The organism is Herbaspirillum sp. CF444 (genome assembly GCF_000282135.1).
In the GTDB taxonomy this organism is placed as follows: domain Bacteria; phylum Pseudomonadota; class Gammaproteobacteria; order Burkholderiales; family Burkholderiaceae_D; genus Herbaspirillum.
In genome coordinates this window covers 1-25,873 of record NZ_AKJW01000101.1, presented here as the reverse complement: position 1 = coordinate 25,873, position 25,873 = coordinate 1, and the positions used below count along the sequence as shown (strand labels likewise).

The following is a 25,873-nucleotide window of genomic DNA, read 5'->3' as shown; positions in this document are numbered from 1 at the left end:
GCGCAGACCGTTACGCAGGCGCGCAGCATGCTGCGCGAAACCCCTGCTACACCCTTGCCAGCGGCCTTTCTGGGAAGAACGCATCTCACGCCTATTTATGAAATGAGTTCTAATTGCTTTTGGTTAACTTTTGACTTCCCGTATCCGGGCATTGCCGGATGCAATCGTTGTCATGCCATTAATTTCTTCGTCCCCGGGCGGTGCTCTGCGCCGCCGTCCCGCATTTCTTGCCCCGGCCGTCGATTTTCCGGCGGTCCTGCGCTATCCCTCTGCTAAAATTCGCACCCATGAATGATCTTATCCAGACTGTCGCAGTGTATGCGCTCCCGGTACTGTTCGCGATTACACTGCACGAGGCGGCCCATGCCTTTGCTGCAAAGTACTTCGGCGACACGACCGCTTACATGATGGGGCGCATGAGCCTCAATCCAATCAAACACATCGATCCTTTCGGCACCATCGTCATTCCGGTGCTGCTGTACTTTGCGACCAGCGGGGCCTTCCTGTTCGGTTATGCCAAGCCGGTGCCGCTGGACTTCGGCAAACTGCGCAAGCCCAAACGCGACATGGCGTGGGTGGCGCTGGCTGGTCCGGCTGCCAATTTTCTGATGGCGCTGATCTGGACACTGATGATTTACGCACTGGTGATCGGCGGCATCGAAGAGGAATTCTTCATGCTGATGGCCAAAGCCGGCGTGCTGACCAATCTGGTCATGTTTGCCTTCAATCTGTTTCCGATTCCTCCGCTCGATGGCGGACGCATTCTGACCAGTTTGCTGCCGAACAAATATGCGTATAAATTTGCACAGATCGAGCCTTACGGTTTCTTTATCGTCATGGCACTCGTCTTGCTCAAGGTGATCTACACCTGGTGGATGGCGCCGGTCATGTATCTGGCAGGGAGCTTGCTGCAGTTGATTACTTCGCCGTTGTCCTTACTTTTTAACTAAAACACACCATGTATCCTGATCGCGTTGTCTCCGGCATGCGCCCCACGGGTGCGCTGCATCTGGGCCACTACCATGGCGCCCTGAAGAACTGGGTCAAGCTGCAATCCGAGCTGCCTTGCCTGTTTTTTGTTGCCGACTGGCATGCGCTGACAACCCATTACGACGACCCCGGCGTCATCGAAACCAGCACCTGGGAAATGGTGATCGACTGGCTCGCCGCCGGCGTCGATCCTTCCCAATGCACCTTGTTCATCCAGTCGCGCGTGCCGGAACATGCCGAATTGCACCTGCTGCTGTCGATGGCCACGCCGCTGGGCTGGCTGGAGCGCGTGCCGACCTACAAGGATCAGCAGGAAAAGCTGGCCGACCGCGACTTGGCGACTTACGGCTTCCTCGGCTATCCGCTGCTGCAGGCGGCCGACGTGCTGATCTATCGCGCCAGCCAGGTGCCGGTCGGTGAAGACCAGATTCCGCACATCGAGATGATGCGCGAGATTTCGCGCCGCTTTAACCATCTCTACGGCAAGGAAAAAGGCTTCGAAGAGAAAGCGCGCGAAGCCGTCAAGAAGCTCGGCAGCAAACGCTCCAAGCTGTATCAGGAGCTGCGCACGCAATTCCAGGAGCAGGGCAACGAAGAAGCGCTGGAGCAAGCCAAGGCCATGCTCGACGACGCACAAAATCTGTCGATGATCGACCGCGAGCGCCTGTTCGGCTATCTGGAAGGCAGCCGCAAGCTGATCCTGACCGAGCCGCAGGCTTTGCTGACCGAAGCCTCGCGCTTGCCCGGCCTGGACGGCGCCAAGATGTCCAAGAGCTACGGCAACGCCATTGCCTTGCGCGAAGACAAGGATTCCGTGACCAAGAAGGTCCGCACCATGCCGACCGATCCGCAGCGCGTGCGCCGCACCGATCCGGGCGACCCGGGCAAATGCCCGGTCTGGCAATTCCATCTGGTGTATTCCGACGATGCCACGCGGCAATGGGTCGACAAGGGGTGTCGTTCGGCCGGTATCGGTTGCCTGGAATGCAAGCAACCGGTCATCGACGCCATCCTCAAAGAGCAGCAACCGATGCTGGAACGGGCGCAGCAATACATCGACGATCCGTCGCTGGTGCGCGCCATCGTTGCCGACGGCTGCGACACGGCCCGCAAGCTGGCGCAAGACACCATGCGCGACGTCCGCGAAGCCATGGGGCTCGGCTATTGAGAAACCTGCAAGGTGCAGGTTCTATGTAAGCAAATCTGAACAAATTGACCGATAGCAGTGGCTATCCGCTACAATCGGTCTTTTATTTTCTACTCACTACGCACTAACATCATGATCAAGGGCAGCATAGTCGCCATCGTCACGCCGATGCATCCGGATGGCAGTCTCGATTTCCCGGGATTGCGCAAGTTGATTGACTGGCATATCGCGGAAGGCACCGACGGTATCGTTATCGTCGGCACCACCGGCGAATCGCCGACCGTTTCGGTCGAAGAACACTCCGAACTGATCAAGGTCGCGGTCGAGCACACCGCCAAACGCATTCCCATCATCGCCGGCACCGGCGGCAATTCGACCTCGGAAGCGATCGAACTGACCGAGTTCGCCAAGAAGGTCGGCGCCGATGCCTCGCTGCAGGTTGTTCCTTACTACAATCGCCCGACGCAGGAAGGCATGTACCTGCACTTCAAGAAGATCGCCGAGGCGGTCGACTTGCCGGTGATTCTGTATAACGTTCCCGGCCGCACCGTTGCCGACATGAGCAACGAAACCATCCTGCGCCTGGCGCAAGTGAAGGGCATCGTCGGCGTCAAGGATGCCACCGGCAACATCGGCCGCGGCACGGATCTGATCCGCCTGGCGCCGAAGTCGTTTTCCATTTATTCCGGCGACGACGCCACCGCGATCGCGCTGATGCTGTACGGCGGCCACGGCAATATCTCGGTGACGGCCAACGTCGCGCCGCGCGACATGCACGAGCTGTGCGTTGCAGCCATGGGCGGCAACATCGCCAGGGCGATCGAACTGAACAACAAGATGCTGCCTTTGCATAACAAGCTGTTTGTCGAACCAAATCCAGTACCGCTGAAGTGGGCAATGACGGAGATGGGCCTGATCGAATCCGGCATGCGTTTGCCGCTGGCTCCGCTGGGCGCCGCCTATCACGATACCGTGCGTGGCGCGTTGCGCGAGTCCGGTGTATTAAAATAATTAATTAAACCTAAACGGCAGTGTCGTTTTCCCTTGAACCCGAACCCGCTTTTCATTGCAACGATATGACAATTCGCAAGAACGTTCACTCTGCTTCACGTCTTCTCCCACAACGTGGTCTCACGGGTCTCATGATTGCCCTGGCTTTCACCAGCCTGGCGGGATGCAGCGCCGTCAGCAACATGCTGGAAGGAGATCGTATCGACTACAAGAGCGCGGAAAAAGCCAAGGGGCCACGACTCGAAGTACCGCCGGATCTGACCCAGCTGCAGCGCGACAACCGCTATGCGATTCCTGAAGCGAACAAGGGTGTGGCCACCGCTTCCGGCTACAGCCTGGAGCAGAAGACCAAGCCGGCCGCCGATGCGGCAGCCGTGGCGCCGCAAGCCAAGGGTGACCTGCGCATTGAACGCGACGGCACCCAACGCTGGCTGGTGGTCTCGCAAACGCCGGAACAGCTGTGGACGCCGATCAAGGACTTCTGGCAAGACTCCGGCTTCCTGATCAACGTCGAGTCGCCGGATACCGGCGTGATGGAAACCGACTGGGCCGAAAACCGCGCCAAGATCCCGCAAGACTTCATTCGCAACACGCTCGGCAAGGTGTTCGACTCACTGTACTCGACCGGCGAGCGCGACAAGTTCCGCACGCGTCTGGAACGCGGTCCTAACGGCACCACCGAAATCTTCATCAGCCATCGCGGCGCCGAAGAAGTGCTGACCGGTTCGGCCAAGGAAACCTCGGTATGGACCGCGCGTCCTTCCGATCCTGGTCTGGAAGCCGAATTCCTGGCGCGCCTGATGGTGCGCCTGGGTGCCGAAGAAACCAAGGCCAAGGCTGCCGTCGCCAATGCGCCGAGCCTGCAGGCCCGTTCCAAGCTGCTGAAGGCCGCCACCGGTTCCAGCGTGCAAGTGGATGAAAGCTTCGATCGCGCATGGCGCCGTGTCGGCCTGGCGCTTGATCGCGTCGGCTTCACCGTGGAAGATCGCGATCGTTCGCAAGGCATCTACTTCGTGCGTTACGTCGATCAGAACCAGGACGCCAAGGACAAGGAATCCGGCGGCTTCTTCTCGAACCTGTTCAGCTCCAAGAACAAGGACAAGACCGCGGCGCGTTACCGCATCGTGGTCAAGGGTACCGGCGACGTCAGCGGCATCACCGTCCAGAACAACGACGGCAAGGCCGAAGTCTCGCAGACAGCAGACAAGATCCTTGGTCTGCTGAACGATCAGCTGAAGTAATTTCGCATAAGTCAGCAATACGCAGTACATGTCTTCGCGAGGCCACTGTTGAAATTTGCAAGTCTCGGCAGTGGCAGCGAAGGCAACGCCCTCATCATCGCCGGCAGCAATTCCGGCACGACCAACACCACGGTCATGCTGGATTGCGGTTTCGGCATCAAGGAAACCGAGCGTCGCCTGACGCGCATCGGCAAACTCCCCCAGGATATCTCCGGCATCATCGTCACGCATGAGCACCAGGATCATGTCGGTGGCGTTTTCAAGTTCGCTCGCCGCCATGAGATTCCGGTGTGGCTGACCTACGGCACCTACCAGGCCGTCGGCGCAGAAGCCTGCAAAGGCGTGCAGCTGCATTTTTGTCGCGACAGCGAGGAGCTCGTCATCGGCGACTTGTCGTTCTTGCCTTACACCGTGCCGCACGATGCGCGCGAGCCGGTGCAGTACGTCGCCAACGACGGTCGCTGCAAGTTGGGCGTGCTGACCGATGCCGGGCAATCGACCGCGCATCTGGTGCAGGCGCTTGGTGGATGCGATGCGCTGGTGCTGGAATGTAATCACGATCGCCGGATGCTGGCCGATTCCGTCTATCCGCCGTCGCTCAAACGCCGTATCGGCGGCGCGTACGGTCACCTGGCCAACGACGTCAGCGCCGAGATTCTTGCCGCGCTGGACAAGCAGAAATTGAAAACCGTGGTCGGCGCCCACCTGAGTCTGAAAAACAATACACCGGAGCTGGCGCGCGCAGCACTATGCGGCGCATTGGATGCGCATCCTGGCGAAGTGATGATCGCGTGTCAGGAAGAGGGATTCGATTGGATAACCATCGCTTGAGCAAGCGACTGCGGGGGCAATGGTAGAGATGGAGAGGGGGCGCCGAAACAGGAACGGCGCGATTCCGGAGCAAACAAACCGCGCAGGCGTAAAAAAAGCCGACCCTCGGGTCGGCTTTTCCAATAATCGGTTGATTATTTTGCTGGAGCTGCGTCAGCTGGCTTAGCGTCAGCTGCTGGAGCTGCAGGAGCAGCATCAGCTGGCTTGGCATCAGCTGCTGGAGCAGCAGGAGCTGCGTCAGCTGGCTTTGCATCAGCAGCAGGAGCTGCTGGTGCTGCTGCTGGAGCTTCAGCTGCTGGAGCTGGTGCAGGTGCAGGAGCTTCTTCTTTTTTACCGCAAGCAGCCAGAGCAACAGCCAACAAAGATGCGATCAACAGAGTCTTTTTCATGAATATTCCTTCAATAATAATCAAAATTTTGCGATGAATAATTACCGGTAATTATCGCTCTATAGGATGATTTCGGTGTCTTGCTTGTGTGCTTAACAACGAAAGCTTTCCAGCCCGATATTATAGCCACATTTTCCGAAAATCACATGCGAATTATTCTTTTCTGTAAGAATTTGTAAGATTGTCGGAAATATAGTCAGCTTGTCGTCAGGCCTTTATTCATGCAGGTTTCCGGCATATCGCCTTATCTCGAAAAACAAAAAACGGCGAATTTTCAAGCTTGTTAAGACAGTTCCAGCCAGCCGTCTTCATACCAGTTGTGGAAGGCCTCCATTACATCCTCTGAAGCATGTTGCAACGCGCTTTTGTCCAGGCGACGCTCGTCGGCCAGCACCGTCAGCAGCGCTTTGTCGGCACGGCCCACGGCAAACGACTCGCCATTGACGAACACGTGCTTGCCCCGGTACAGCATCTGGGTTTTGCGTGAAAGCCTGACCCCGCGCTTGTTTGCGGCCTGCACGAAACGCGCATGCGTCAGCGATTTTTCAGCAGGATCGAAGAACACCGACGCCTTCGGCTCCGATAGATACTCGCCGAGGAAAATCGTGATGTCGTCGTCGGTGAAGCGCATCTTGTTGATTTCATCGGTCACCTGCGACAGCAATTCCTCAGGCAGTTGTGCCGGATGCCTGGCCGGCGTCAGCTCAGGATCGGCATAGCGGCCCGGCAGATCGATGGAATCGGCCATGAATTGCAGGAAGGCTTCGCCGAGTTCCTGATAAGCCGGCGCGCGGAAGCCGATCGAATACGTCATGCACTCGCCCACGGCGACGCCGTCATGCGCATAATGCGGCGGCAGGTACAGCATGTCGCCGGGCTCCAGAACGAACTCCTGCTCGGACTGGAAGTTCTTCAGGATCTTCAGCGGCATGCCGTCCACCAGCGACAGATCCTTCTGCGCGCTGATGCGCCAGCGGCGCCGGCCGTGGGCTTGCAACAAAAACACGTCGTAGGAATCGAAATGCGGACCGACGCCGCCGCCGTCGCTGGCATAGCTGATCATCAGGTCGTCCAGGCGCGCATCGGGGATGAAGCGGAACCGGCGCAGCAGCTCGTCGGCTGCGTCGTCATGCAGATTGACGCCCTGGACCAGCATGGTCCATTCTTTCTGCTTGAGCGCCGGCAGCTTGCTTAGCGGACCATGGTCCATCTTCCAGTGCTCGCCGTGCTGCTGGATCAGACGCGACTCGACGTCGTCGCGCGACGCCATGTCGAACAGCGCCTGGCGCGACAGCAGCGGTGTGAATCCGGGAATGGCCTGGCGGATCAGCAGCGGTTTCTTGTGCCAGTAATCGCGCAGGAAGGTGGCGGGACTGATGTCGCCGAGCAGAGTCAGGGTATTTTTCATGGCGACATTATAGAGCGCAATGCAGAAGCTGACGCCGCGTCGACAGCTTGCCTGCACGCCGGGCGCGCCGAATGCATGTGTCCGGCGCACGTAATGGCAATACCGGCGAAAGGGTATAATTCGGCTTGCAGATTGCAGTACATTCCCATGTCATGCCTTCTCGGGTCGCAGCGGAGTATGGCCCTCGCAACAACAGCAAAAACGTGGCAGGTTGTCATCGGTTCAGTCCGGTGCTTCACCAGACCTGCAATGACCGATGAACCAGAACCAAGAGAAGGGGCATACATGAAGATTGCCAAAAATACCGTCGTTTCCGTCAAATACAAACTGTCCGACGCGCAGGGCCAACTGATCGAAGAAAGCCAGGAGCCGATGGTCTACCTGCACGGCGGCTACGAAAACACGCTGCCGAAGATCGAAGAAGCACTGGACGGCAAGGAAACCGGCTACAGCGTCACCATCCAAGTCGAACCTGTCGATGCCTTCGGCGAATACGACGCCGAACTGGTCAAGATCGAGCCGAAGAACCGTCTGCCGTCGCCGATCGAAGTCGGCATGCAGTTCGAAGGTTCGCCTGACGACGACAATCAGGGCGCAGTGATTTTCACCGTGACCGAAATCGCCGACGACAAGGTCGTCCTCGACGGCAACCATCCGCTGGCCGGCATCGCGCTGCGCTTCGACCTGAACGTCACCGAAGTGCGCGAAGCGACGGAAGAAGAAATCCAGCATCAGCACGTACACGGTCCGCACGGCCATCACCACCATGACCACGGTCACGATCACGGCGATGACGACGGCGACGAAGGCGATCATTTCCGCAGCCAGCCAATCCACTAAAAATCTGTCCACATTCCATCGCGAGAGGCCGTGATCCGGAATCGTGCGGTGCTCGGAATCCTCGTGTGCTCAAATACCCTCCAAGGGTTGCGTAACTGAGCTGTGCTCCGGCCGATACCGGCTGACGGCCTCTCGCTACGGACTGCGAACAGATTTGGCGCTAATAAAAAACGCAGCTAAGGCTGCGTTTTTTTGTGGCCGTTTCAATATCAGACCGTCACCTGTCGTCCTGGCGAAAGTCAGGACCCAGCGGCGTATCTACGCTCGGGGAAAGCAAGAAAAAGCGATCTGACGAGCATGCTTACGGGCCGCAAGAACTACTGCGAAGCCGGCGCTGATTTCGTCTCGTTAGCCAGCGTAAACAGATCCGGCTTGCCATTGTCGACCGCGAACTTCGACCATCCCGACGCCACGCCGATGCTGCCCAGGTTGCGGCGCCACAGGATGCCGGCATTGGATTCGCTCTTCAGGTTTTCTCCATGCACCAGCAAGACCTTGCCGCGGAATTCGCCGGCCAGCGTGGTGATGCGCTGGCGCGTTTCAGAGAATCCGTCGCGCTGGCCGCGCAGCAGGAAAGGGCGCTGGCTAGGTTGCGTCAGCGGATTGCCGTCGCTGAACAGCACGATGCCGGCCATTTTCCTTTGCGTGGCGAAGGCGAACAGGCGCTGCAGCCAATCCCGGTTGGCGATCAGACGGTCTTCGAACTCGCTGTTGCGACCGCCATCCTGCAAGAAATGATTGTTGGCCGAGGGCAGGTTGATCGTCGCGAACAGGATGTTGCCGAATTCCCAGCGGGCGTTCTCCGTATAGCTGCGAAACTTTGGCGTCACCGATTGGCGGAACAGCGGCACCTTGCTGGCGCCGAATGAAAACTCATCGGGGAAAAACAGATCGCGCACGCGGTTCAGGCGCTCGATGGCGATCGACCCGTTCTTGTTGCGGCAGCCGACCCAGTCGCTGGCGGCGAGCGAAACGATGACGCCGTTCTCGGCTTCCTTCAGCAGGTCGCGGCGTTCGCTGTAAAGTGCATCGCTGCATGGTTCCGTCGCCGACTTGATGCCGTTGACGACGACGAAGGCGAGGCTGTCCGCATCGCTCTCGTTCAAGGCCTTGCGCAACACGGCATCATCCGGATTCCCGGAAAAAGAATGGCCGATCACGCCGAACTGAAAGCTGTCTTGCGCCGTTGCCGCCTGCATGGCGGCAGCATTCAGGAGAAGCAGGGCAAGGCCCGCGAGGATGGCGCGCGACAGCCGGTTCTTCATGCGGCGTTGCCTCCGTCGCCCAATTGCTTGAGGCGATACAAGGCATCCAGCGCTTCTCTCGGCGTCATCGCATCCGGATCGATGCCGGCGAGCGCATCCACCACGGCCTGCATCGCCGGATCGGCGGGTGCGTGTTCGGATTCGTGCGAATGCTGGTCTTCGATGCCGGCGCCAGCGTTGAGCGGCGCACTGAACAGATCGAACTGCGGCGTGGTTTGCACCGACTGCGTTTCCAGCGCGGTCAGATGCTTGCGCGCGGCGCGGATCACCGGTGTCGGCACGCCGGCCAGTTGCGCCACCTGCAAGCCGTAGCTTTGCGAGGCCGGACCGGACTGCACCGCATGCAGGAAGACGATGCTGTCCTTGTGTTCCACCGCCGACAGATGCACGTTGGAAGCGGTCGGATGCACGTCGGGCAATTGCGTCAGTTCGAAGTAGTGCGTCGCGAACAGCGTGAAGCTGCGCGTCACGTCGATCAGGTGCTTGGCGATCGCCCATGCCAGCGCGAGGCCGTCGAAGGTCGACGTGCCTCGGCCGACTTCATCCATCAGCACCAGCGAATTCTCGGTCGCGTTGTTGAGGATGGCGGCCGACTCCGTCATTTCCACCATGAAGGTCGAGCGGCCGCCGGCCAGGTCGTCGGCGGCGCCGATACGCGTGAAGATGCGGTCGATCGGACCGATCGTCGCGTTGGTCGCCGGCACGAAACTGCCGATGTAAGCCAGCAGCGTGATCAGCGCCACCTGGCGCATGAAGGTCGATTTACCGCCCATGTTGGGGCCGGTGATCAGCAACAGCTTGCGCTCGGCGCTGAAGGCGCAATCGTTGGCGATGAAGCGCTCGATCTGGTTTTCCACCACCGGATGGCGGCCTTGCTCGATCAGGATGGTCGGCTCGGTCACCAGTTGCGGCGCGCACCAATTGTTGCGCGCGGCATGATCGGCCAGCGCCACCAGGGTGTCGAGCTGGGCCAGCGCATGGGCGATGGCTTGCAACGTGACGATGTGCGGCGCCAGATCCTGCAGCAACTGGTCGTAAAGGTACTTCTCGCGCGACAGGGCGCGCTCTTGCGCCGACAAGGCCTTGTCTTCGAAGGCCTTGAGTTCCGGCGTGATGTAACGCTCGGCGTTCTTGAGCGTCTGGCGGCGGCGATAGTCGTCCGGCACCTTGTCGGTCTGGCCGTGCGTGACTTCGATGTAGAAGCCGTGCACCTTGTTGTATTCGACGCGCAGGTTGGCGATGCCGGTGCGGGCGCGTTCGCGTGTTTCCAGATCGATCAGGAACTGGCCGGCGTTTTCCGACAGGCCGCGCAGCTCGTCCAGGTCGGCATCGAAGCCGCGCGCAATCACGCCGCCGTCGCGCACCATCGCCGCCGGTTCCAGCATGATGGCGCGTTCCAGCAAGTCGATGCATTCGGTCGGCGTCGCCAGCGCTTCGTGCAATTCCAGCAGCAATGGGGCATCGGCGTCGCGGCTGCACATCGCGACGTAGTTACGCAGCGAACCGAGCTGCTGCAAACCGGCGCGCAAGCCGGCCAGGTCGCGCGGACGCGCCGACAAGAGGGCGATGCGGGTGGTGATGCGTTCGATATCCGGCACCGCCGCCAGGGTCGCCGACAGGCCGGAGCAGGCGTCGGTGCGCATGAGCGCATTGATGGCGGCATGGCGGGCTTTGGCGATGCGCTGGTCGCGGCGCGCATGATGCAGCCAGTGGCGCAGCAGGCGCGAACCCATCGCCGTGCGGCAATGATCGAGCAGCGAGAACAGCGTCGGCGCCAGCGCGTTGGCATCTTGCGCGCGGATGGTTTCGGTCAGTTCCAGGTTGCGGCGCGTGGAAGCGTCGAGGCCGATGAATTCGTTTTCCGATTCCACGGTCAGGGCGCGCACGTGTTGCAGGCCCTTGCCTTGCGTCGACTGGGCATAGCGCAACAGCGCGCCGCCGGCGCCGACGGCCGCCGTCATGCCTTCCGCGCCGAAGCCGTTGAGGGTGGCGACCGACAATTGATCCAGCAGTGACTTTTCGCCGCTCGGCTGGTCGAAGTGCCAGTCCGGCACGGTCGTGGCCTTGCCGCTGAGGATGTGCGCGTAAGCGGCTTCTTCGCTGTCGCCGACCAGCGTTTCAGCCGGCGAGATGCGTTCCAGTTCCTGTTTCAGGCGTGCTTCCAGCAAGGCAGGCTCGACCGTGAATTCCATCAGCTTCAAGGCGCCGCTGGCCATCGATAGCCACGCGAGGCCGACGGTGACGGATTTGCGTTGTTTGCCCGAGGCGACGTGCATCGCCAGCAGCGGCCGCTCGGATTTTTCCGGCAACAGGTCGGAGTCGGTCAGGGTGCCCGGCGTGATCACGCGCACCACCTTGCGTTCCACCGGTCCCTTGCTGGTGGCCGGGTCGCCGATCTGCTCGCAGATCGCGACCGATTCGCCCAGCTTGATCAGCTTGACCAGATACTGGTCGACGGAATGGAAAGGGATGCCCGCCATCTTGATCGGCGAGCCGTTCGACGCGCCACGCTGGGTCAGCGTGATGCCCATCAGGCGCGAAGCTTTTTCGGCGTCGTCGAAGAACAACTCGTAGAAGTCGCCCATGCGATAGAACACCAGCGTGGTCGGATATTCCGCCTTGATGCGCAGGTACTGTTGCATCATCGGCGTATGTTTTTCGCCGCCCGCGCTGCCCGGGTCGGATTCGATGGTGGATTTCAAGTGTTTGGTCATTCAGTCAATTGCCGACGCCGCTTCAAGGGGAGGGCGTCATCTTGCGCTAAGGTTTTTCGGGGTTCTGGCGATCTGCCATTTTACCGCGTGCGGGGGCCGCACAGGAGGCCGAACTACGAGCCTGAACTACAAGGTGACGCCAGGATGGCTCTGCCGAGACCGATAGTTGACAAACAATCAATGCGTCGGTTCCACGCCGGCGAGCGTCATCCCATGAAAAAAGGGCGAGCCGCTCGCACGGCCCGCCCCGAACTCCTCAAAAAAACTGAAATGCGTTTCAGCGCGTATGCACGCAAGCGCCCGCCGAATACGTCGCCGCAATCGCGCGGTCGTCGGCCAGGATCGCCAGCGCAAACAGCTGTTCTTCCAGGCTGTCCGTGGTGGCGCTGCGGCGCGCCAGCAGCGGCGTGGCTTTCGGATCGAGCACGATGAAGTCGGCATCGCAGCCGGCCGCAAAGTTGCCGATGGTGCCTTCCAGTTGCAAGGCGCGCGCGCCGCCCAGCGTCGCCATGTAGAACATGCGTTGCGCCGCCAGGTGGGTGCCGGCCATGCGGCCGACCTTGTACAGCTCGTTCATCGTCTGCAGCATCGAGAAGCTGGTGCCGCCGCCGACGTCGGTCGCCAGCGACACCGGCATGCGCAGTTTGTCGGCATTGGCGAAATCGAACAGGCCGCTGCCGAGGAACAGGTTGGAGGTCGGGCACACCGTCGCTACCGATTGCGTCGCCGCCATGCGTGCGCGGTCGGCGTCGTCCAGCCAGATGCAGTGCGCATACAGTGCGCGTTCGCGCATCAGGCCGTACTGGTCGTAGACGTCGAGATAGCTGCGGCTGTCGGGGAACAGTTCCTTGACCCATTTCACTTCATCGGTGTTTTCGGCGACGTGCGTCTGGATGTAGGTGTCGCGGTACTGCGTCGCCAGTTCGCCGGCCAGCTTCAATTGCGCCGGCGTCGAAGTCGGCGCAAAGCGCACGGTGATGGCGTAGTGCTGACGTCCCTTGTTGTGCCAGCGCTTGATCAGTTCTTCGGTTTCGCGTGCGCCGCTTTCGGCGGTGTCGCGCAGGAAGTCCGGTGCATTGCGATCCATCAGGCATTTGCCGGCCACCATGCGCAGGTTCAGCTCGCTGCTGCGGGTGAAGAAGGCGTCAACCGATTGCGGATGCACGGTGCAATACACGGCTGCCGTGGTGGTGCCGTTGCGCAGCAGTTCTGCCAGGAAGAAGTCGGCCACTTCGCCGGCATGTTCGCCGCTCTCGAAACGGCGTTCGGCCGGGAAGGTGTAGGTGTTCAGCCACGGCAGCAAGCCCGGCGCGGGCGAGCCGATGATGTCGGTCTGTGGATAGTGGACGTGGGTGTCGATGAAACCGGGCGTGATGATCTTGCCGCGATAGTCATGCAAATCGCAATCCGCGGGCAGGGAAGCGGACAGCTTGCTGTAATCTCCCGTCGCGACGATCTTGCCGTCGGCGACGATCAGCAAGCCGTCGCCATGCCATTGCGTGGCATGTTCGTCGAAGGCCGGGTCGTTGCGGAAATGGAGCAGGCTGGCGCGATAGGCTTGCACGTGGGAAGTCATGATGATCCTTTTAGGCTATTCGGTTGCGTGCTGCCCTGCATAGGCGCGAGCGGCAACTGCGACAACCGAATGATACTGGTATGGGGTAAAACTACGCTGGAACAGATACTGCTGAGGCGACGGTCCGGTTGTCCTTTTAGCTCCGGCCGTCCAGCATGTGTGTGGCCAGCCTCGCCTTGAAGGTGCCGGCCGAGTCCAGTTGCTGCGGCTGCTGCGCCTTTGGCGCCTGTAGTTCCCATAACTGCATCAGTTGCGCCACCACCGCGATCGCGATGCTGGCGGGTTCCTTGCCATAGATGCCCGGAATGCCGATCGGGCAGGTCATCTTGTTCAACTGCTCCTGCGTGATGCCGCGGTCGAGCAGGCGGTGTTCGAATTGCTTGCGCTTGGTGTACGAGCCGATCAGGCCGTACCAGCCGATGTCTTCGCGCTTGAGGATGCGTTCGCTCAGTTGCTGGTCCAGCGCGTGGCTGTGCGTCATGACGAGGAAGTAAGCGCCCGGTTCGGCCAGGTCGACCACGGCGTTGGGTACGTCGGTTGCCTCGACCGTCACCTGCATCGGCAGGTCGGGCGGAAACATGTCTTCGCGTTCGTCCACCCACAGCACGCGGCAGGGCAGCGTCGCCAGCACGCGCACGATGGCCGCGCCGACATGACCGGCGCCGAACAGCACCACTTGCGGCTGATGCGCCCGGCAACGATCCAGCAGCCAGCGGCGGCCGTAGCGGTCTTGCGTCACGTGGGTAGTGCCGGCGTTGCGGAACATCGCCGCGTCGAGGCCGTTGTCGGGCGCGCTCAGGTCGCAGGCTTCGCCTTCCAGTTCATAGAGCAGCGTCGGATCGTTGGACTCCAGCGCGACCGCGCGCCAGACGTCGACGCCGTTGCGCCAGTGATGTTCCAGTTCGGTCAGCATTGCGCCCGTGCGCGCATCGCTGTGTTGATCGATACGCTCGAAGGCGAGGAACACCACGCCGCCGCAACATTGGCCCAGGCTCGGTCCGAGCGCGATGCGTTCAAACTTGCGGGTGCCGGAGAATACCGCCGGATCGGCGTTCAACATGTCACGTGCAATCTGCGCCGCGCGCCATTCCAGATGACCGCCGCCGATGGTGTCGTACTGGCCGTCGGCCGTAAACACCATGCGCGCACCCGCCTCGCGCGGCGTTGACCCTTGAATGGTCGCTACCGTTACCAATACCGCCGGAATGGCGGTGGTGTGCAAGTCTTTGAGTGCAGCAAGCCAAGTGGTCATGAATTCCCCTGAGTCGTGGTCAACAAAACGTCGCTGGCGGCGTTGCGCCTCCTTGCCGTACTGCTCGTACTGTCTGCGTCGGCGCGCCTTGCCATCAAGGTTTTGTTGACCATTCCGGTTAAAAAATTACTGAGTGATCTGTGCGGCCTTGACCGCATCAATCGCATCCAGAATCGCCTCACTGGTCGCCGGCGAACGCAGCGGCGGATTGACGCGATGTTCGCCCACGGCCGACACCGCATCGCGGATCGCCAGCAAGACCGAGAACGGCAGCAGCAGCGGCGGTTCGCCGGTGGCCTTGGAACGATGGATGGTGTCCGAGACGTTGCTGTTCTTGAACAGCTGCGTGCGGAAATCCGTCGGGCAATCCGATACTGCCGGGATCTTGTAGGTCGACGGCGCATGCGTCATCAGCTTGCCGTCCTTGTTCCACCACAGTTCTTCCGTCGTCAGCCAGCCCATGCCCTGGATGAATCCGCCTTCCACCTGGCCGACGTCGATCGCCGGATTCAGGCTTTCGCCGGCGTCGTACAGCAGGTCGGCGCGAATCAGGCGCCATTCGCCGGTCAGCGTGTCGACCACGACTTCGGCGACTGCTGCGCCATAGGCGAAGTAGAAGAACGGATGGCCGGTCATGGTCTTGGAATTCCAGTGCACCTTCGGCGTCGAGTAGAAACCGTCCGACCATAATTGCACGCGCTGCAGGTAAGCCTGCATCACCAACTGGTCGAAAGGAATCGATTGCTCGCCCACCGACACCAGGCCGTCGGCGAAGCGCACGTCGGTCGCTTCCGCGCTGAAATGCTTGGCCGCCACTTGCGCCAGCCGCGCGCGGATTTGCAAAGCGGCATCTTGCGCCGCCTTGCCGTTGAGGTCGCTGCCGGTCGATGCGGCGGTGGCCGAGGTGTTGGCGATCTTGCTGGTGTCGGTGGCGGTGCAGCGCACCTGATCCAGCGGCAGGCCGAGCGCGTTGGCGACGACTTGCGCCACCTTGGTGTTCAGGCCCTGGCCCATTTCCGTGCCGCCGTGATTGACCAGCACCGAACCGTCGGTATACACGTGCACCAGCGAACCGGCCTGGTTCAGGTGAGGCACGTTGAACGAGATGCCGAACTTGACCGGCGTCAGCGCCATGCCGCGCTTGAGGATGGTGTTCCCGGCGTTGAAGACGTTGATGGCTTTGCGGCGTTCCTGATAGTCGCTGGTGCGCTCGAGTTCGCTGACCAGGGCGGCGATGACGTTGTCTTCCACTTTCTGGCCGTAGTGCGTGACGTTGCGCGCATCCGGACCGTCGCCGTCGCTGCTGCCGTAGAAATTGGCGCGGCGCACTTCCAGCGCATCCTTGCCGAGATTACGGGCGATTTCATCGATGATGTATTCGATCGCGATCGCGCCTTGCGGACCGCCGAAGCCGCGGAAGGCGGTGTTCGATTGCGTGTTGGTCTTGCCGCACATGGCGTGGATTTCCACGTCCGACAGGTAGTAGGCATTGTCGAAGTGGCATACGGCGCGGGTCGCCACCGGACCGGACAAGTCGGCCGAGAAGCCGGCGCGCGACACCATGTCGATCTTGGCGGCAACGATGCGGCCGTTGTCGTCGTAACCGATTTCGTAATCGTAGGCGAAGCAGTGGCGCTTGCCGGTGACGACCATGTCGTCGTCGCGGTCGGCGCGCAGCTTGACCGGACGGCGCAGGCGTACGGCAGCGACCGCTGCTGCGCAGGCCCACAAGGCCGATTGCGATTCCTTGCCGCCGAAACCGCCGCCCATGCGACGGCATTCGACCAGCACGTCATGCGAGGCGACGTGCAGCACGTGCGCGAGGTGATGCTGCATTTCGCTCGGGTGTTGCGTCGAGCAATACACGTGCATGCCGCGGCCTTCCTTGGGAATCGCGTAAGAGATCTGGCCTTCCAGATAAAACTGTTCCTGGCCGCCGACGTCGAGCTTGCCCTTGAGCTTGTGCGGCGCCTTGGCTAAGGCTTCGGCCGGATTGCCGCGCGACAGGTGCATCGGCGGCAGTACATAGGATTCGGCCTCGTGCGCGGCGCGCGGCGTCAGGATGGCCGGCAGTTCTTCGTAGTCGATCACGGCCTGGCGCGCAGCGCGGCGCGCGTTGTCGTGGCTGTCGGCGACGACAACGAAGATAGGCTGGCCGACGTATTGCACCAGGCCGTCGGCCAGCACCGGGTCATCCTTGATGATGGCGCCGCATTGGTTTTCGCCGGGGATGTCGTCGGCGGTGTAGACCGCGACCACGCCCACGGAAGCCTTGACCTTGCTCAGATCGATGGCGCGCATTTTGGCGTGGGCTTTGGTCGACAGGCCGAGCGCGGCGTGCAGCGTGCCTTGCAGCTCGACGATGTCGTCGGTGTAGGTGGCTTCGCCGGTCACGTGCAGGATGGCGGACTCGTGCGGATGCGGTTTGCCGACCTCGGTCCAGGCAGAGGCGGATTGCGATGTTTTGACGGACATGAATTCTTCAGTTTGCTTGTTCATTGCGATTCCTTAAGCAATCTGGGTGGCGGAGCCGACGCTTTTGCCGTGCACGAATGCACTCACGGAAGCTGCGGGCAACGGCGCATCGGCGCGCGTTTCCAGCCAGTAGCGATACAACAGGTTCTGTGCCGTTCTCATACGATACGCCGAAGAGGCGCGCATGTCAGAAAGCGGTGCATAATCTTGCGCCAGCGCAAGCATTGCCGCTTTGACATTGGCCTCGCTCCAGTCCTTGCCGTTGAGTTCAGCCTCCGCCAGCGCGGCGCGCTTCGGTGTCGCCGCCATGCCGCCGAAGGCGATGCGGGCGTCGACCACCTTGCCGCCGTCGAGACGGAAAGCAAACGACGCGCACACCGCCGAAATGTCCTGGTCGAAACGCTTGGACAGCTTGTACACGCGGAAAGCAATGTCCTTGCGCGGCAGCGGCACGCGCACGCCTTGCACGAACTCGTTCGGCAGAATCGCCGACTTCTGATAAGCGATGTAGAAATCTTCCAGCGGCATGATGCGCTGGCCGTCGACGCCGTACAGCATGATTTCGGTGCCGAGCGCGATCAGCCACGGCATCGAGTCGCCGATCGGCGAGCCGTTGGCGACGTTGCCGCCCAGCGTGCCAGAGTTGCGCACCGGCAGCGAGGCGAAGCGTTGCCACAGTTCGGTCAGCTCTTGCGGATATTGCTCGGTCAGCGCGGCGTAGGCTTTTTCCAAGGTGACGCCGGCGCCGATTTCCAGCCAGCCGTCCTTGTTGACGATGTGGCGCAGTTCTTCCACCTGGCCGATGTAGATGATGTCGCCCAGGTCGCGCATGTGCTTGGTCACCCACAGGCCGACGTCGGTCGAGCCGGCCAGGATGCGCGCCTTCGGCAATTCGCTGCGCAGCGTCGCCAGTTGCGCCAATGTACGCGGCGCGTGGAAGGTCTGCCCGGCGTGCGTGACGCTCAATGGCTCTTCGCGCTGGATGGCGCGCAGCGCATCGATCACCGGTACGCGGTCGAAAGTCACCTTCGGCAATTCGCCCATGCGGCGTGCCGCGTCGATGATGGGGCGATAGCCGGTGCAGCGGCACAGGTTGCCGGACAGGGCGTCGTCGATTTCGCGCGTGGTCGGCGTGACGTCGTCTTGTTCATGCTTGAGGTACAGGCCCCACAGCGACATGACGAAACCGGGCGTGCAGAAGCCGCATTGCGAACCGTGGCATTCCACCATGGCTTGCTGGGCAGGATGCAGGCAACCGTCGCTCTGCTTCAGGTCTTCCACCGTGAACAGCGCCTTGCCGTCCAGCGTCGGCACGAACTGGATGCAGGAGTTGACCGTTTTCAGTTCCAGCTCGTTGCCGCGCAGCTCGCCCACGACCACCGTACAGGCGCCGCAATCGCCTTCCGCGCAACCCTCTTTGGTGCCGGTGCAATGCAGGTCTTCGCGCAAATGCTGCAAAACGGTGCGTGTATTGGGCAGTCCATCGACTTGATGGGTCTCGCCGCGGAAATAGAAGCGAATCGGTTCTGACATGGTGTGCTTTGCTATAAAAAAATGGCTACGGATTACTGTGATTCAAGATCTGTGCCGGGACCTTTTAGAGAGAAAACTTATTTGCCGCTGCCGATTGTTGCGACAGATTGTCGAAGCATTTCTCTCTGAAACATCCTTCTTTCCTGCCAGCGGCGTCCGAGGACGCCGCTGTCTTGTTATTTCTAGCTACTGCCCATCAGGCGCCGAGATACACCATCTTGAACAGGAAGATCGCCGCGATCACCCAGATCACCGCCGACACGTCCTTGACGCGGCCGGTCAGCAATTTCAGCGCGGCGTAGCTGATGAAGCCCAGCGCCAGGCCGTTGGCGATCGAATACGTGAACGGCATGACCAGCGCGGTGATGACGGCCGGCACGCACTCGGTGGTGTCGTTCCAGTCGATGTCGGCCAGTTCGCGCAGCATCAGGCAAGCCACGAAGAACAGCGCCGGCGCCGTCGCATAGGCCGGCACCACTCCCGCCAGCGGCGCAATGAACAGCGCCAGCAGGAACAGCACGGCGACGGCCACCGCGGTCAGGCCGGTGCGTCCGCCCGCTTGCACGCCGGCCGCACTTTCAATATAGGCAGTGGTGCTCGATGTGCCAAGCAGCGAACCCGCCACGATCGCGCCGCTGTCGGCCAGCAGCGCCTTGTTGATGCGTTCGATCTTGCCGTTCTTGACCAGGCCGGCGCGTTGCGCCACGCCCATCAGCGTGCCGGTGGCGTCGAACAGTTCCACCAGGAAGAACACCAGCACCACGTTGAGCAGACCCATCGAGATCGCGCCCTTGAGATCGAGCTGGAACAGCGTCGGCGAGATCGACGGCGGAGCGGAGAACACGCCGTTGAACTGGTTGCCGCCGAAGATGAAGCTCAGCACCGTCACGGCCAGGATGCCGATCAGCAGCGCGCCGCGGATCTTCAGCTGATCCAGCGCGACGATCACCAGGAAGCCGATGATGGCCAGCACCGGCGCGGCCTGATGCAGGTTGCCCATGGTGACGAAAGTGGCAGGGCTGGCGGCCACGATGCCGGCATTCTTGAGCGAGATCAGCGCGAGGAAAAGTCCTATCCCCGCCGGTATCGCCGTGCGCAATGAATGCGGAATGGCATTGATGATCAGCTCGCGGATGCGGAACAGGCTCACCAGCAGGAACAGGCAGCCCGAGATGAACACCGCGCCCAGCGCAGCCTGCCACGGAAAGCCCATGCCCTTGACGACGGCGTAGGCGAAATAGGCGTTCAGACCCATGCCCGGCGCCAGGCCGATCGGATAGTTGGCGTACAGGCCCATGATCAGTGTGCCGATTGCCGCCGCCACACAGGTGGCGACGAAGACGGAATCCTTCGGCATGCCCGCATCCCCGAGTATGGATGGGTTGACGAAGATGATGTAGGCCATCGTCAGGAAGGTCGTGAGACCGGCCAGCAGCTCGGTACGGACGGTCGTGCCGTTGTCGCTGAGTTTGAAAAACTTGTCCAGAAAAGTCATGAGAATTGTCTCCGTTTACGCTTGATGCGGTTCTTTTTTATACGCCAGAAAACTTGCAGATTTCTCGGGTCCGCAAAAAATGGGCGTTCTGATTTGTATCTTGTTTTGCGCCGCTTCCCAGTCCTGGAAACCACCTCCGAGCAGATTGATTGCAGCGTATGTAATGTCGTTGAAATATTTGGGCAAAACGTAAGTCATGGGGAATATCAACTATAAGGTTACGGGTATATGTTCATGCGTTAATCAAATAATGACGATTTGCCATGGTTTCGAGCCATGGATTGCCTCCAATAATGTATTGAATTGAGGAGTTCGGTCTGATGCCGAGCCGTCAAGCTCAAAAATACCTTCCCTCGTCGCCAATTCTGCATGCCTGTCGTCCTGACGCAGGTCAGGACCCGGCGTCGTATCAGCCGTCGTCACGACGCCGGGATGACTGCTCTTTAGCTCTTCTGTTTGTTTGCGGCAATTATCTGGTCCAGTAATCCGGCTGCGCATACACCTCCTTCAGGTAATCGATGAAGAAACGCGTCTTCGCCGGCAGATGCCGTTGCTGCGGATACACGGCCATGATGTCGTAATGGGGCAGGGCGTATTCGTCCAGCACGGTAATCAGTTCTCCCGAGGCCAGCTGCGACTGAATCTCCCAGGTCGAGCGCCACGCCAGTCCCAGCCCTTCGCTGGCCCAGCGGTGCAGCAGCTCGCCGTCGTTGCAATCCAGATTGCCTTGCGCGCGGATGATGACCGGCTTGCCGCCTTGCTGAAAATACCAGCCGCGCTGCTGCCCGCCCTGCAGGTTGAAAGCCAGGCAATTGTGGTCGGCCAGATCGTCCAGCGTCTTGGGGATGCCGTTGCGATGCAGGTATTCCGGCGCGGCGCACACCACGCGGCGGTTGCTGGCCAGCTTCACCGCCACGAAACTCGGCTCGATCGCGCCGCCGATGCGGATGCCCAGGTCGTAGCCTTCACGCACCAGGTCCACCACGCGGTCGGTCAGGTTGAACGAGATCTGCACTTCCGGATGATGCGCCAGGAAAGCCGGCGCATGCGGCGCCACGTGCAGCCGTCCGTAGGCCGCCGGCGTCGAGACCACCAGATGGCCGGTGGCCTTGTGGCGGCCTTCGGCGATGCTCTTTTCCGCCACCTCGATATCGCTCAGCAGCTTGCGGCAATGATCGAGGAAGACGCTGCCTTGTTCGGTCAGCGTCAGATGGCGCGTGGTGCGATGCATGAGCTTGGTGCCGAGGCGTTTTTCCAGGGCGTCGATGCGTCGGCCCAGCATCACGGGAGTGATGTTTTCCTCGAGCGCCGCCGCCGCGAGACTGCCTTTTTCGACGACCGAGACAAAAGCCTCGATTTGTTTGAGTTTGTCCACAAAACCTCCTTATTCGATACTTTTTCTATATTTCCATATTTTTAGTACGGAATAAACAGATATTTAGTCTTCTTATCAAACAATATTGTTGGTTATAGGATGCATCTCATCGGTCGAGGGGCATCGTCGTTGCTTCCGGCGCATCAGGAACCTAATAACCCAGGAGGCAACATGGCAAAGATGAAGGCAGTAGACGCAGCGGTATATGTGCTGGAAAAAGAGGGCTGCCTGCAAGCCTTCGGCGTGCCCGGCGCGGCGATCAATCCATTTTACTCGGCGCTGAAACGCCATGGCGGCATCCAGCACGTCCTGGCGCGCCATGTCGAAGGCGCGTCCCACATGGCCGAGGGCTACACCCGCGCCAAGGCCGGCAATATCGGCCTGTGCATCGGCACCTCCGGTCCGGCCGGCACCGACATGATCACCGGCCTGTATTCCGCGCAAGCCGATTCGATTCCCATCCTGTGCATCACCGGCCAGGCGCCGCGTGCCCGTTTGTATAAAGAAGACTTCCAGGCCGTCGACATCGAATCGATCGCCAAGCCGGTCACCAAATGGGCCGTCACCGTGCGCGAACCGGCCTTGGTGCCGCGCGTGTTCCAGCAGGCTTTCCACCTGATGCGCTCGGGCCGTCCCGGTCCGGTACTGATCGACCTGCCGTTCGACGTGCAAATGGCCGAGATCGAATTCGACCCCGATACCTACGAGCCGCTGCCGGTCTATCGCCCATCGGCCACCCGCGCCCAGATCGAAAAAGCGCTGACCATGCTGAACCAGTCCGAGCGTCCTTTGCTGACCATCGGCGGCGGCGTGATCAATGCCGATGCGGCCGAGCTGGCGGTTGAATTTGCCGAACTCACCGGCGTGCCGGTCATTCCGACCCTGATGGCCTGGGGCGCGATCCCTGACGATCACCCGCAAATGGCAGGCATGGTCGGTCTGCAGACCAGCCACCGCTACGGCAACGCCACCATGCTGGCATCCGACTTCGTGCTCGGCATCGGCAATCGCTGGGCCAACCGTCACACGGGTTCCATCGAAGTGTTCACCAAGGACCGCAAGTTCGTCCACGTCGATATCGAACCGACCCAGATCGGCCGCGTGTTCGGTCCGGACTACGGCATCGTCTCCGACGCCAAGGCGGCACTGAAGCTGTTCATCGAAGTCGCCAAAGAATTGAAGGCTGCCGGCAAGTTGCCGAACCGTTCCGCCTGGCTGGCCGAATGCCAGGAGCGCAAGCGCACCATGCATCGCCGTACTCACTTCGAAGAAGTACCGATCAAGCCGCAACGCGTCTACGAAGAAATGAATCGCGCCTTCGGTCGCGACACCTGCTACGTCAGCACCATCGGCCTGTCGCAGATCGCCGCCGCGCAATTCCTGCACGTCTACAAGGACCGCCACTGGATCAACTGCGGCCAGGCTGGTCCGCTGGGCTGGACCATTCCCGCCGCGCTGGGCGTGTGCGCCGCTGATCCGCAACGCAAGGTGGTGGCGATCTCGGGCGACTACGACTTCCAGTTCATGATCGAAGAATTGGCCGTTGGCGCGCAATTCAACCTGCCGTATCTGCACGTGGTGGTGAACAACTCCTACCTCGGCCTGATCCGCCAGGCACAGCGCGGCTTCGAGATGGACTACTGCGTGCAGCTGGCGTTCGAAAACATCAACGCACCCGAACTCAACGGCTACGGCGTAGACCACGTCGCCGTGGTGGAAGGCCTGGGTTGCAAGGCGATCCGCGTCACCGATCCGAACGAAATCCAGGACGCCTTCGCCGTGGCGCAGCGCTGGATGGCCGAGTACCGCGTGCCGGTGGTGGTGGAAATCATCCTGGAACGCGTCACCAACATCGCGATGGGTACCGAGATCAACGCCGTCAACGAGTTCGAAGAACTGGCCACCAAGCGTGAGCATGCGCCGACGGCAATCAGTTTGCTGGACTAGGAATAGTCGCGAAGAGATAAGGATAAGAAGGAAGAACGATCACCGGAGGAGACAACGACGGAGGAGCTTAATCACTTCTCCGTCGTCCCGACGAACGTCGGGACCCAGCGTCGTCAGTGCATCGACAGCGTTGGGAATGAGCGGGAACGACAGCGGAAAATCAAACCGTCTTGCCGACACATGCAGGTATGTGCCGAGCGAACAACCGCCGTCGCCATTGCAGCAAGCCACCGTCGTCCCGGCGTTCGCCGGGACGACGGTGGTGGATTTAACGATAGCCTGAACCGGCAAGCGCCACGACCACCAAGGACCCACACATGACCAAACTCGCCGCCAACCTGACCATGCTCTTCACCGAGCTGCCGTTCCTGGAGCGTTTCCGCGCTGCCGCGCAAGCCGACTTCAAGGCCGTGGAATTTCTGTTCCCCTACGCCTTCGAACCGGCGCAGATCGCCGAACAACTGCGCAAGAATGAACTGGAGCTGGTCCTGCACAATCTGCCCGCGGGCAACTGGGAAGCCGGCGAGCGCGGCATCGCCTGTCATCCCGACCGCGTCGGCGAATTCCGCCAGGGCGTCGACGACGCGATCCGCTACGCCAAGGTACTCGGCGTCAGGCAACTGAACTGCCTGGTCGGCATCCAGCCGCAAGGCGTCAGCGCCGCCGCTGCACGCGAAACCCTGGTCGCCAACCTCAGGTTCGCCGCCGACAAGCTGCAAGCCGAAGGCATCGCCTTGCTGATCGAACCGATCAACTATTTCGACATCCCCGGCTTCTTCCTCAACACCACCAAGCAGGCGGCCGAGCTGATCATGGCGACCGGCTCCGGCAACCTGTTCGTGCAGTACGACATCTATCACATGCAGCGCATGGAAGGCGAACTGGCCAACACCATCAAGGCCAACCTCTCGCTGATCCGCCATGTGCAGCTGGCTGACAACCCTGGCCGTTTCGAGCCGGGCACGGGCGAGATCAACTACCGCTTCCTGTTCAAGTACCTGAACGAGATCGGCTATCAGGGCTGGATCGGCTGCGAGTACAAGCCGAAGGCAGGCACCGTCGAAGGGCTAGGCTGGCGCGCGGCACACGGCCTGTGATTCGGGCTTGCAACGAATTCATTTATTCATCTTAGAGGAGACACATCATGGCAAAAGTCGGATTCATCGGATTGGGCATCATGGGTTCGCCCATGGCGGAGAACCTGCAAAAGGGCGGTCACAAGCTTTACCTGCATGATCAAAAAAATCCACCGGCAGCATTGCTCGAAGGCGGCGCCACCGTCTGCACATCGGGGGCAGAAGTCGCCAAGCGCGCCGACATCATCATCGTGATGGTGCCGGACACCCCGCATGTTGAAGCGGTGCTGTTCAGCAAAGGCGGCGTGGCCGAAGGCCTCTCCGCCGGCAAGATCGTGGTCGACATGAGCTCGATCTCGCCGATCGCCACAAAAGGTTTCGCGCAAAAGATCAATGCGCTGGGTTGCGAATACCTGGACGCGCCGGTCTCCGGCGGCGAAGTCGGCGCCAAGGCTGCCTCGCTGACGATCATGGTCGGCGGCAATGAGTCGGCGTTCAACGACGTCAAGCCTCTGTTTGAGTTGATGGGCAAGAACATCACTCTGGTCGGCGGTAACGGCGACGGTCAGACTACCAAGGTGGCGAACCAGATCATCGTGGCGTTGAATATTCAGGCGGTTGCCGAAGCGTTATTGTTTGCTTCCAAGGCCGGCGCCGATCCTGCGCGTGTGCGTCAGGCGCTGATGGGCGGGTTTGCTTCGTCGCGCATTCTGGAAGTGCATGGCGAGCGCATGGTCAAGCGTACCTTCAATCCCGGTTTCCGGATTGAGTTGCATCAGAAGGATTTGAATCTGGCTTTGCAGGGTGCTAAAGCCCTGGGCGTCAGCTTGCCCAATACGGCTACTGCGCAGGAGTTGATGAATGCTTGTGCGGCCAATGGAATGAGTGGCTTGGATCACTCGGCGTTGTGCCGGGCGATTGAGTTGATGTCGAATCATGAGATTGCCAAGGGTTGATTGCTGGCTTGCCAAGGGCTTGTCGTCCTGACGAAAGTCAGGACCCCGTGGCGTTCGTTGTTCCGACTGGTGGGGTGTTCGTTGCTGATGCTGTTTGTTCTTCGGACGACCGTGGTTGCCGGGGGCGGCCCGGCAGCCGCTCACTTTTCTTGTCTCGCCAAGAAAAGTAAGCAAAAGAAGGTTGGAGCACTGCTCCAACAAAGGCTGGGTCGTAGCCCCTCTGGGGTTCCCGGCGCCGGCAGGTACAAATCGGGAGAAAAAATAAACTCGCTGCGCTCAGACAGATTTTTTCTCTTTATCCGATTTGCACCTGCCGTCACCGGCTACTCTCAAGCGGACTTCGAGACTGGCT

22 protein-coding genes and 1 pseudogene are annotated in these 25,873 nt (G+C 60.7%); 11 read left to right on the top strand and 12 right to left on the bottom strand.

Going from position 1 to position 25,873, the window contains the following annotated elements; all coding sequences use genetic code 11:
• The 6 genes from PMI16_RS26570 to PMI16_RS22095 all read left to right on the top strand — a co-directional run.
• Positions 1 to 276 (top strand): hypothetical protein (locus PMI16_RS26570; protein ID WP_237719919.1); only part of this gene is annotated, 276 nt, incomplete at its 5' end.
• 11 nt (positions 277 to 287) lie between these two features.
• Positions 288 to 950: a site-2 protease family protein gene (locus PMI16_RS22115; RefSeq protein ID WP_007883770.1), complete on the top strand. Its 663-nt coding sequence runs from the start codon at positions 288 to 290 to the stop codon at positions 948 to 950.
• 8 nt (positions 951 to 958) lie between these two features.
• Complete coding sequence (locus tag PMI16_RS22110) at positions 959 to 2,158, top strand: tryptophan--tRNA ligase (RefSeq protein WP_007883768.1); 1,200 nt, start codon at positions 959 to 961, stop codon at positions 2,156 to 2,158.
• Between the two features lie 111 nt (positions 2,159 to 2,269).
• Positions 2,270 to 3,148: a 4-hydroxy-tetrahydrodipicolinate synthase gene (dapA, locus tag PMI16_RS22105; RefSeq protein ID WP_007883766.1), complete on the top strand. Its 879-nt coding sequence runs from the start codon at positions 2,270 to 2,272 to the stop codon at positions 3,146 to 3,148.
• Positions 3,149 to 3,213: 65 nt separating this feature from the next.
• A complete protein-coding gene (gene bamC / locus PMI16_RS22100; RefSeq protein WP_034381869.1) occupies positions 3,214 to 4,389 on the top strand; it encodes an outer membrane protein assembly factor BamC in 1,176 nt (391 codons plus the stop codon).
• Positions 4,390 to 4,437: 48 nt separating this feature from the next.
• Entirely contained in the window at positions 4,438 to 5,220 is a 783-nt protein-coding gene (locus PMI16_RS22095) for an MBL fold metallo-hydrolase (protein ID WP_007883763.1), read from the top strand.
• A gap of 134 nt (positions 5,221 to 5,354) precedes the next feature.
• Here the strand turns inward: PMI16_RS22095 and PMI16_RS26565 are convergent, their stop codons facing one another.
• The gene (locus PMI16_RS26565; RefSeq protein WP_081493455.1) at positions 5,355 to 5,609 is read right to left on the bottom strand and encodes a hypothetical protein; all 255 of its coding nucleotides are present in this window, start codon (positions 5,607 to 5,609) and stop codon (positions 5,355 to 5,357) included.
• A gap of 283 nt (positions 5,610 to 5,892) precedes the next feature.
• A complete protein-coding gene (locus tag PMI16_RS22090) occupies positions 5,893 to 7,017 on the bottom strand; it encodes a cupin domain-containing protein (protein WP_007883761.1) in 1,125 nt (374 codons plus the stop codon).
• A 285-nt stretch (positions 7,018 to 7,302) separates the two neighbouring features.
• Here PMI16_RS22090 and PMI16_RS22085 point away from each other — a divergent pair, with 285 nt between their 5' ends.
• Complete coding sequence (locus PMI16_RS22085; RefSeq protein ID WP_007883760.1) at positions 7,303 to 7,857, top strand: FKBP-type peptidyl-prolyl cis-trans isomerase; 555 nt, start codon at positions 7,303 to 7,305, stop codon at positions 7,855 to 7,857.
• A 317-nt stretch (positions 7,858 to 8,174) separates the two neighbouring features.
• Here the strand turns inward: PMI16_RS22085 and PMI16_RS22080 are convergent, their stop codons facing one another.
• The 10 genes from PMI16_RS22080 to PMI16_RS22040 form a co-directional block, all read right to left on the bottom strand.
• Positions 8,175 to 9,122: a hypothetical protein gene (locus tag PMI16_RS22080; RefSeq protein WP_007883759.1), complete on the bottom strand. Its 948-nt coding sequence runs from the start codon at positions 9,120 to 9,122 to the stop codon at positions 8,175 to 8,177.
• Positions 9,119 to 11,836 carry a DNA mismatch repair protein MutS gene (mutS, locus tag PMI16_RS22075; RefSeq protein ID WP_007883758.1) on the bottom strand — a complete coding sequence of 906 codons (2,718 nt, stop codon included), beginning with the start codon at positions 11,834 to 11,836 and terminating at the stop codon, positions 9,119 to 9,121. Before mutS ends, PMI16_RS22080 begins: the two co-directional genes overlap by 4 nt.
• A 277-nt stretch (positions 11,837 to 12,113) precedes the next feature.
• Complete coding sequence (gene guaD, locus PMI16_RS22070; RefSeq protein WP_007883757.1) at positions 12,114 to 13,412, bottom strand: guanine deaminase; 1,299 nt, start codon at positions 13,410 to 13,412, stop codon at positions 12,114 to 12,116.
• 136 nt (positions 13,413 to 13,548) lie between these two features.
• Entirely contained in the window at positions 13,549 to 14,664 is a 1,116-nt protein-coding gene (xdhC, locus tag PMI16_RS22065; RefSeq protein WP_007883755.1) for a xanthine dehydrogenase accessory protein XdhC, read from the bottom strand.
• 126 nt (positions 14,665 to 14,790) lie between these two features.
• Positions 14,791 to 17,163 carry a xanthine dehydrogenase molybdopterin binding subunit gene (gene xdhB, locus PMI16_RS22060; protein WP_007883753.1) on the bottom strand — a complete coding sequence of 791 codons (2,373 nt, stop codon included), beginning with the start codon at positions 17,161 to 17,163 and terminating at the stop codon, positions 14,791 to 14,793.
• 9 nt (positions 17,164 to 17,172) lie between these two features.
• The gene (xdhA, locus tag PMI16_RS22055; protein ID WP_007883751.1) at positions 17,173 to 18,672 is read right to left on the bottom strand and encodes a xanthine dehydrogenase small subunit; all 1,500 of its coding nucleotides are present in this window, start codon (positions 18,670 to 18,672) and stop codon (positions 17,173 to 17,175) included.
• Between the two features lie 196 nt (positions 18,673 to 18,868).
• A complete protein-coding gene (locus PMI16_RS22050; protein WP_007883748.1) occupies positions 18,869 to 20,167 on the bottom strand; it encodes an NCS2 family permease in 1,299 nt (432 codons plus the stop codon).
• A gap of 15 nt (positions 20,168 to 20,182) precedes the next feature.
• Positions 20,183 to 20,365: a hypothetical protein gene (locus PMI16_RS22045; protein ID WP_007883747.1), complete on the bottom strand. Its 183-nt coding sequence runs from the start codon at positions 20,363 to 20,365 to the stop codon at positions 20,183 to 20,185.
• 45 nt (positions 20,366 to 20,410) lie between these two features.
• The gene (locus tag PMI16_RS26105) at positions 20,411 to 20,665 is read right to left on the bottom strand and encodes a hypothetical protein (RefSeq protein ID WP_157212755.1); all 255 of its coding nucleotides are present in this window, start codon (positions 20,663 to 20,665) and stop codon (positions 20,411 to 20,413) included.
• Complete coding sequence (locus PMI16_RS22040) at positions 20,637 to 21,542, bottom strand: LysR family transcriptional regulator (protein ID WP_007883746.1); 906 nt, start codon at positions 21,540 to 21,542, stop codon at positions 20,637 to 20,639. The genes PMI16_RS26105 and PMI16_RS22040 overlap by 29 nt, the downstream gene beginning before the upstream one ends.
• Positions 21,543 to 21,713: 171 nt before the next feature.
• Here PMI16_RS22040 and gcl point away from each other — a divergent pair, with 171 nt between their 5' ends.
• The 4 genes and pseudogenes from gcl to PMI16_RS26560 form a co-directional block, all read left to right on the top strand.
• Positions 21,714 to 23,489: a glyoxylate carboligase gene (gene gcl, locus PMI16_RS22035; protein WP_007883745.1), complete on the top strand. Its 1,776-nt coding sequence runs from the start codon at positions 21,714 to 21,716 to the stop codon at positions 23,487 to 23,489.
• Positions 23,490 to 23,806: 317 nt separating this feature from the next.
• Positions 23,807 to 24,586, top strand: coding sequence for a hydroxypyruvate isomerase (gene hyi, locus PMI16_RS22030; protein WP_007883743.1), 780 nt, complete (start codon positions 23,807 to 23,809; stop codon positions 24,584 to 24,586).
• A gap of 47 nt (positions 24,587 to 24,633) precedes the next feature.
• A complete protein-coding gene (gene glxR / locus PMI16_RS22025; protein WP_007883741.1) occupies positions 24,634 to 25,521 on the top strand; it encodes a 2-hydroxy-3-oxopropionate reductase in 888 nt (295 codons plus the stop codon).
• 81 nt (positions 25,522 to 25,602) lie between these two features.
• Positions 25,603 to 25,873, top strand: a pseudogene (locus PMI16_RS26560) (hypothetical protein); the annotation flags it as partial.

Coding starts and splice junctions, on each gene's coding strand:
- PMI16_RS22115 (WP_007883770.1), top strand. CDS start 288: ATGAATGATCTTATCCAGACTGTCGCAGTGTATGCGCTCCCGGTACTG.
- PMI16_RS22110 (WP_007883768.1), top strand. CDS start 959: ATGTATCCTGATCGCGTTGTCTCCGGCATGCGCCCCACGGGTGCGCTG.
- dapA (WP_007883766.1), top strand. CDS start 2,270: ATGATCAAGGGCAGCATAGTCGCCATCGTCACGCCGATGCATCCGGAT.
- bamC (WP_034381869.1), top strand. CDS start 3,214: ATGACAATTCGCAAGAACGTTCACTCTGCTTCACGTCTTCTCCCACAA.
- PMI16_RS26565 (WP_081493455.1), bottom strand. CDS start 5,609: ATGAAAAAGACTCTGTTGATCGCATCTTTGTTGGCTGTTGCTCTGGCT.
- PMI16_RS22090 (WP_007883761.1), bottom strand. CDS start 7,017: ATGAAAAATACCCTGACTCTGCTCGGCGACATCAGTCCCGCCACCTTC.
- PMI16_RS22085 (WP_007883760.1), top strand. CDS start 7,303: ATGAAGATTGCCAAAAATACCGTCGTTTCCGTCAAATACAAACTGTCC.
- PMI16_RS22080 (WP_007883759.1), bottom strand. CDS start 9,122: ATGAAGAACCGGCTGTCGCGCGCCATCCTCGCGGGCCTTGCCCTGCTT.
- mutS (WP_007883758.1), bottom strand. CDS start 11,836: ATGACCAAACACTTGAAATCCACCATCGAATCCGACCCGGGCAGCGCG.
- guaD (WP_007883757.1), bottom strand. CDS start 13,412: ATGACTTCCCACGTGCAAGCCTATCGCGCCAGCCTGCTCCATTTCCGC.
- xdhC (WP_007883755.1), bottom strand. CDS start 14,664: ATGACCACTTGGCTTGCTGCACTCAAAGACTTGCACACCACCGCCATT.
- xdhB (WP_007883753.1), bottom strand. CDS start 17,163: ATGAACAAGCAAACTGAAGAATTCATGTCCGTCAAAACATCGCAATCC.
- xdhA (WP_007883751.1), bottom strand. CDS start 18,672: ATGTCAGAACCGATTCGCTTCTATTTCCGCGGCGAGACCCATCAAGTC.
- PMI16_RS22050 (WP_007883748.1), bottom strand. CDS start 20,167: ATGACTTTTCTGGACAAGTTTTTCAAACTCAGCGACAACGGCACGACC.
- PMI16_RS22045 (WP_007883747.1), bottom strand. CDS start 20,365: ATGACTTACGTTTTGCCCAAATATTTCAACGACATTACATACGCTGCA.
- PMI16_RS26105 (WP_157212755.1), bottom strand. CDS start 20,665: ATGCGCAGCCGGATTACTGGACCAGATAATTGCCGCAAACAAACAGAA.
- gcl (WP_007883745.1), top strand. CDS start 21,714: ATGGCAAAGATGAAGGCAGTAGACGCAGCGGTATATGTGCTGGAAAAA.
- hyi (WP_007883743.1), top strand. CDS start 23,807: ATGACCAAACTCGCCGCCAACCTGACCATGCTCTTCACCGAGCTGCCG.
- glxR (WP_007883741.1), top strand. CDS start 24,634: ATGGCAAAAGTCGGATTCATCGGATTGGGCATCATGGGTTCGCCCATG.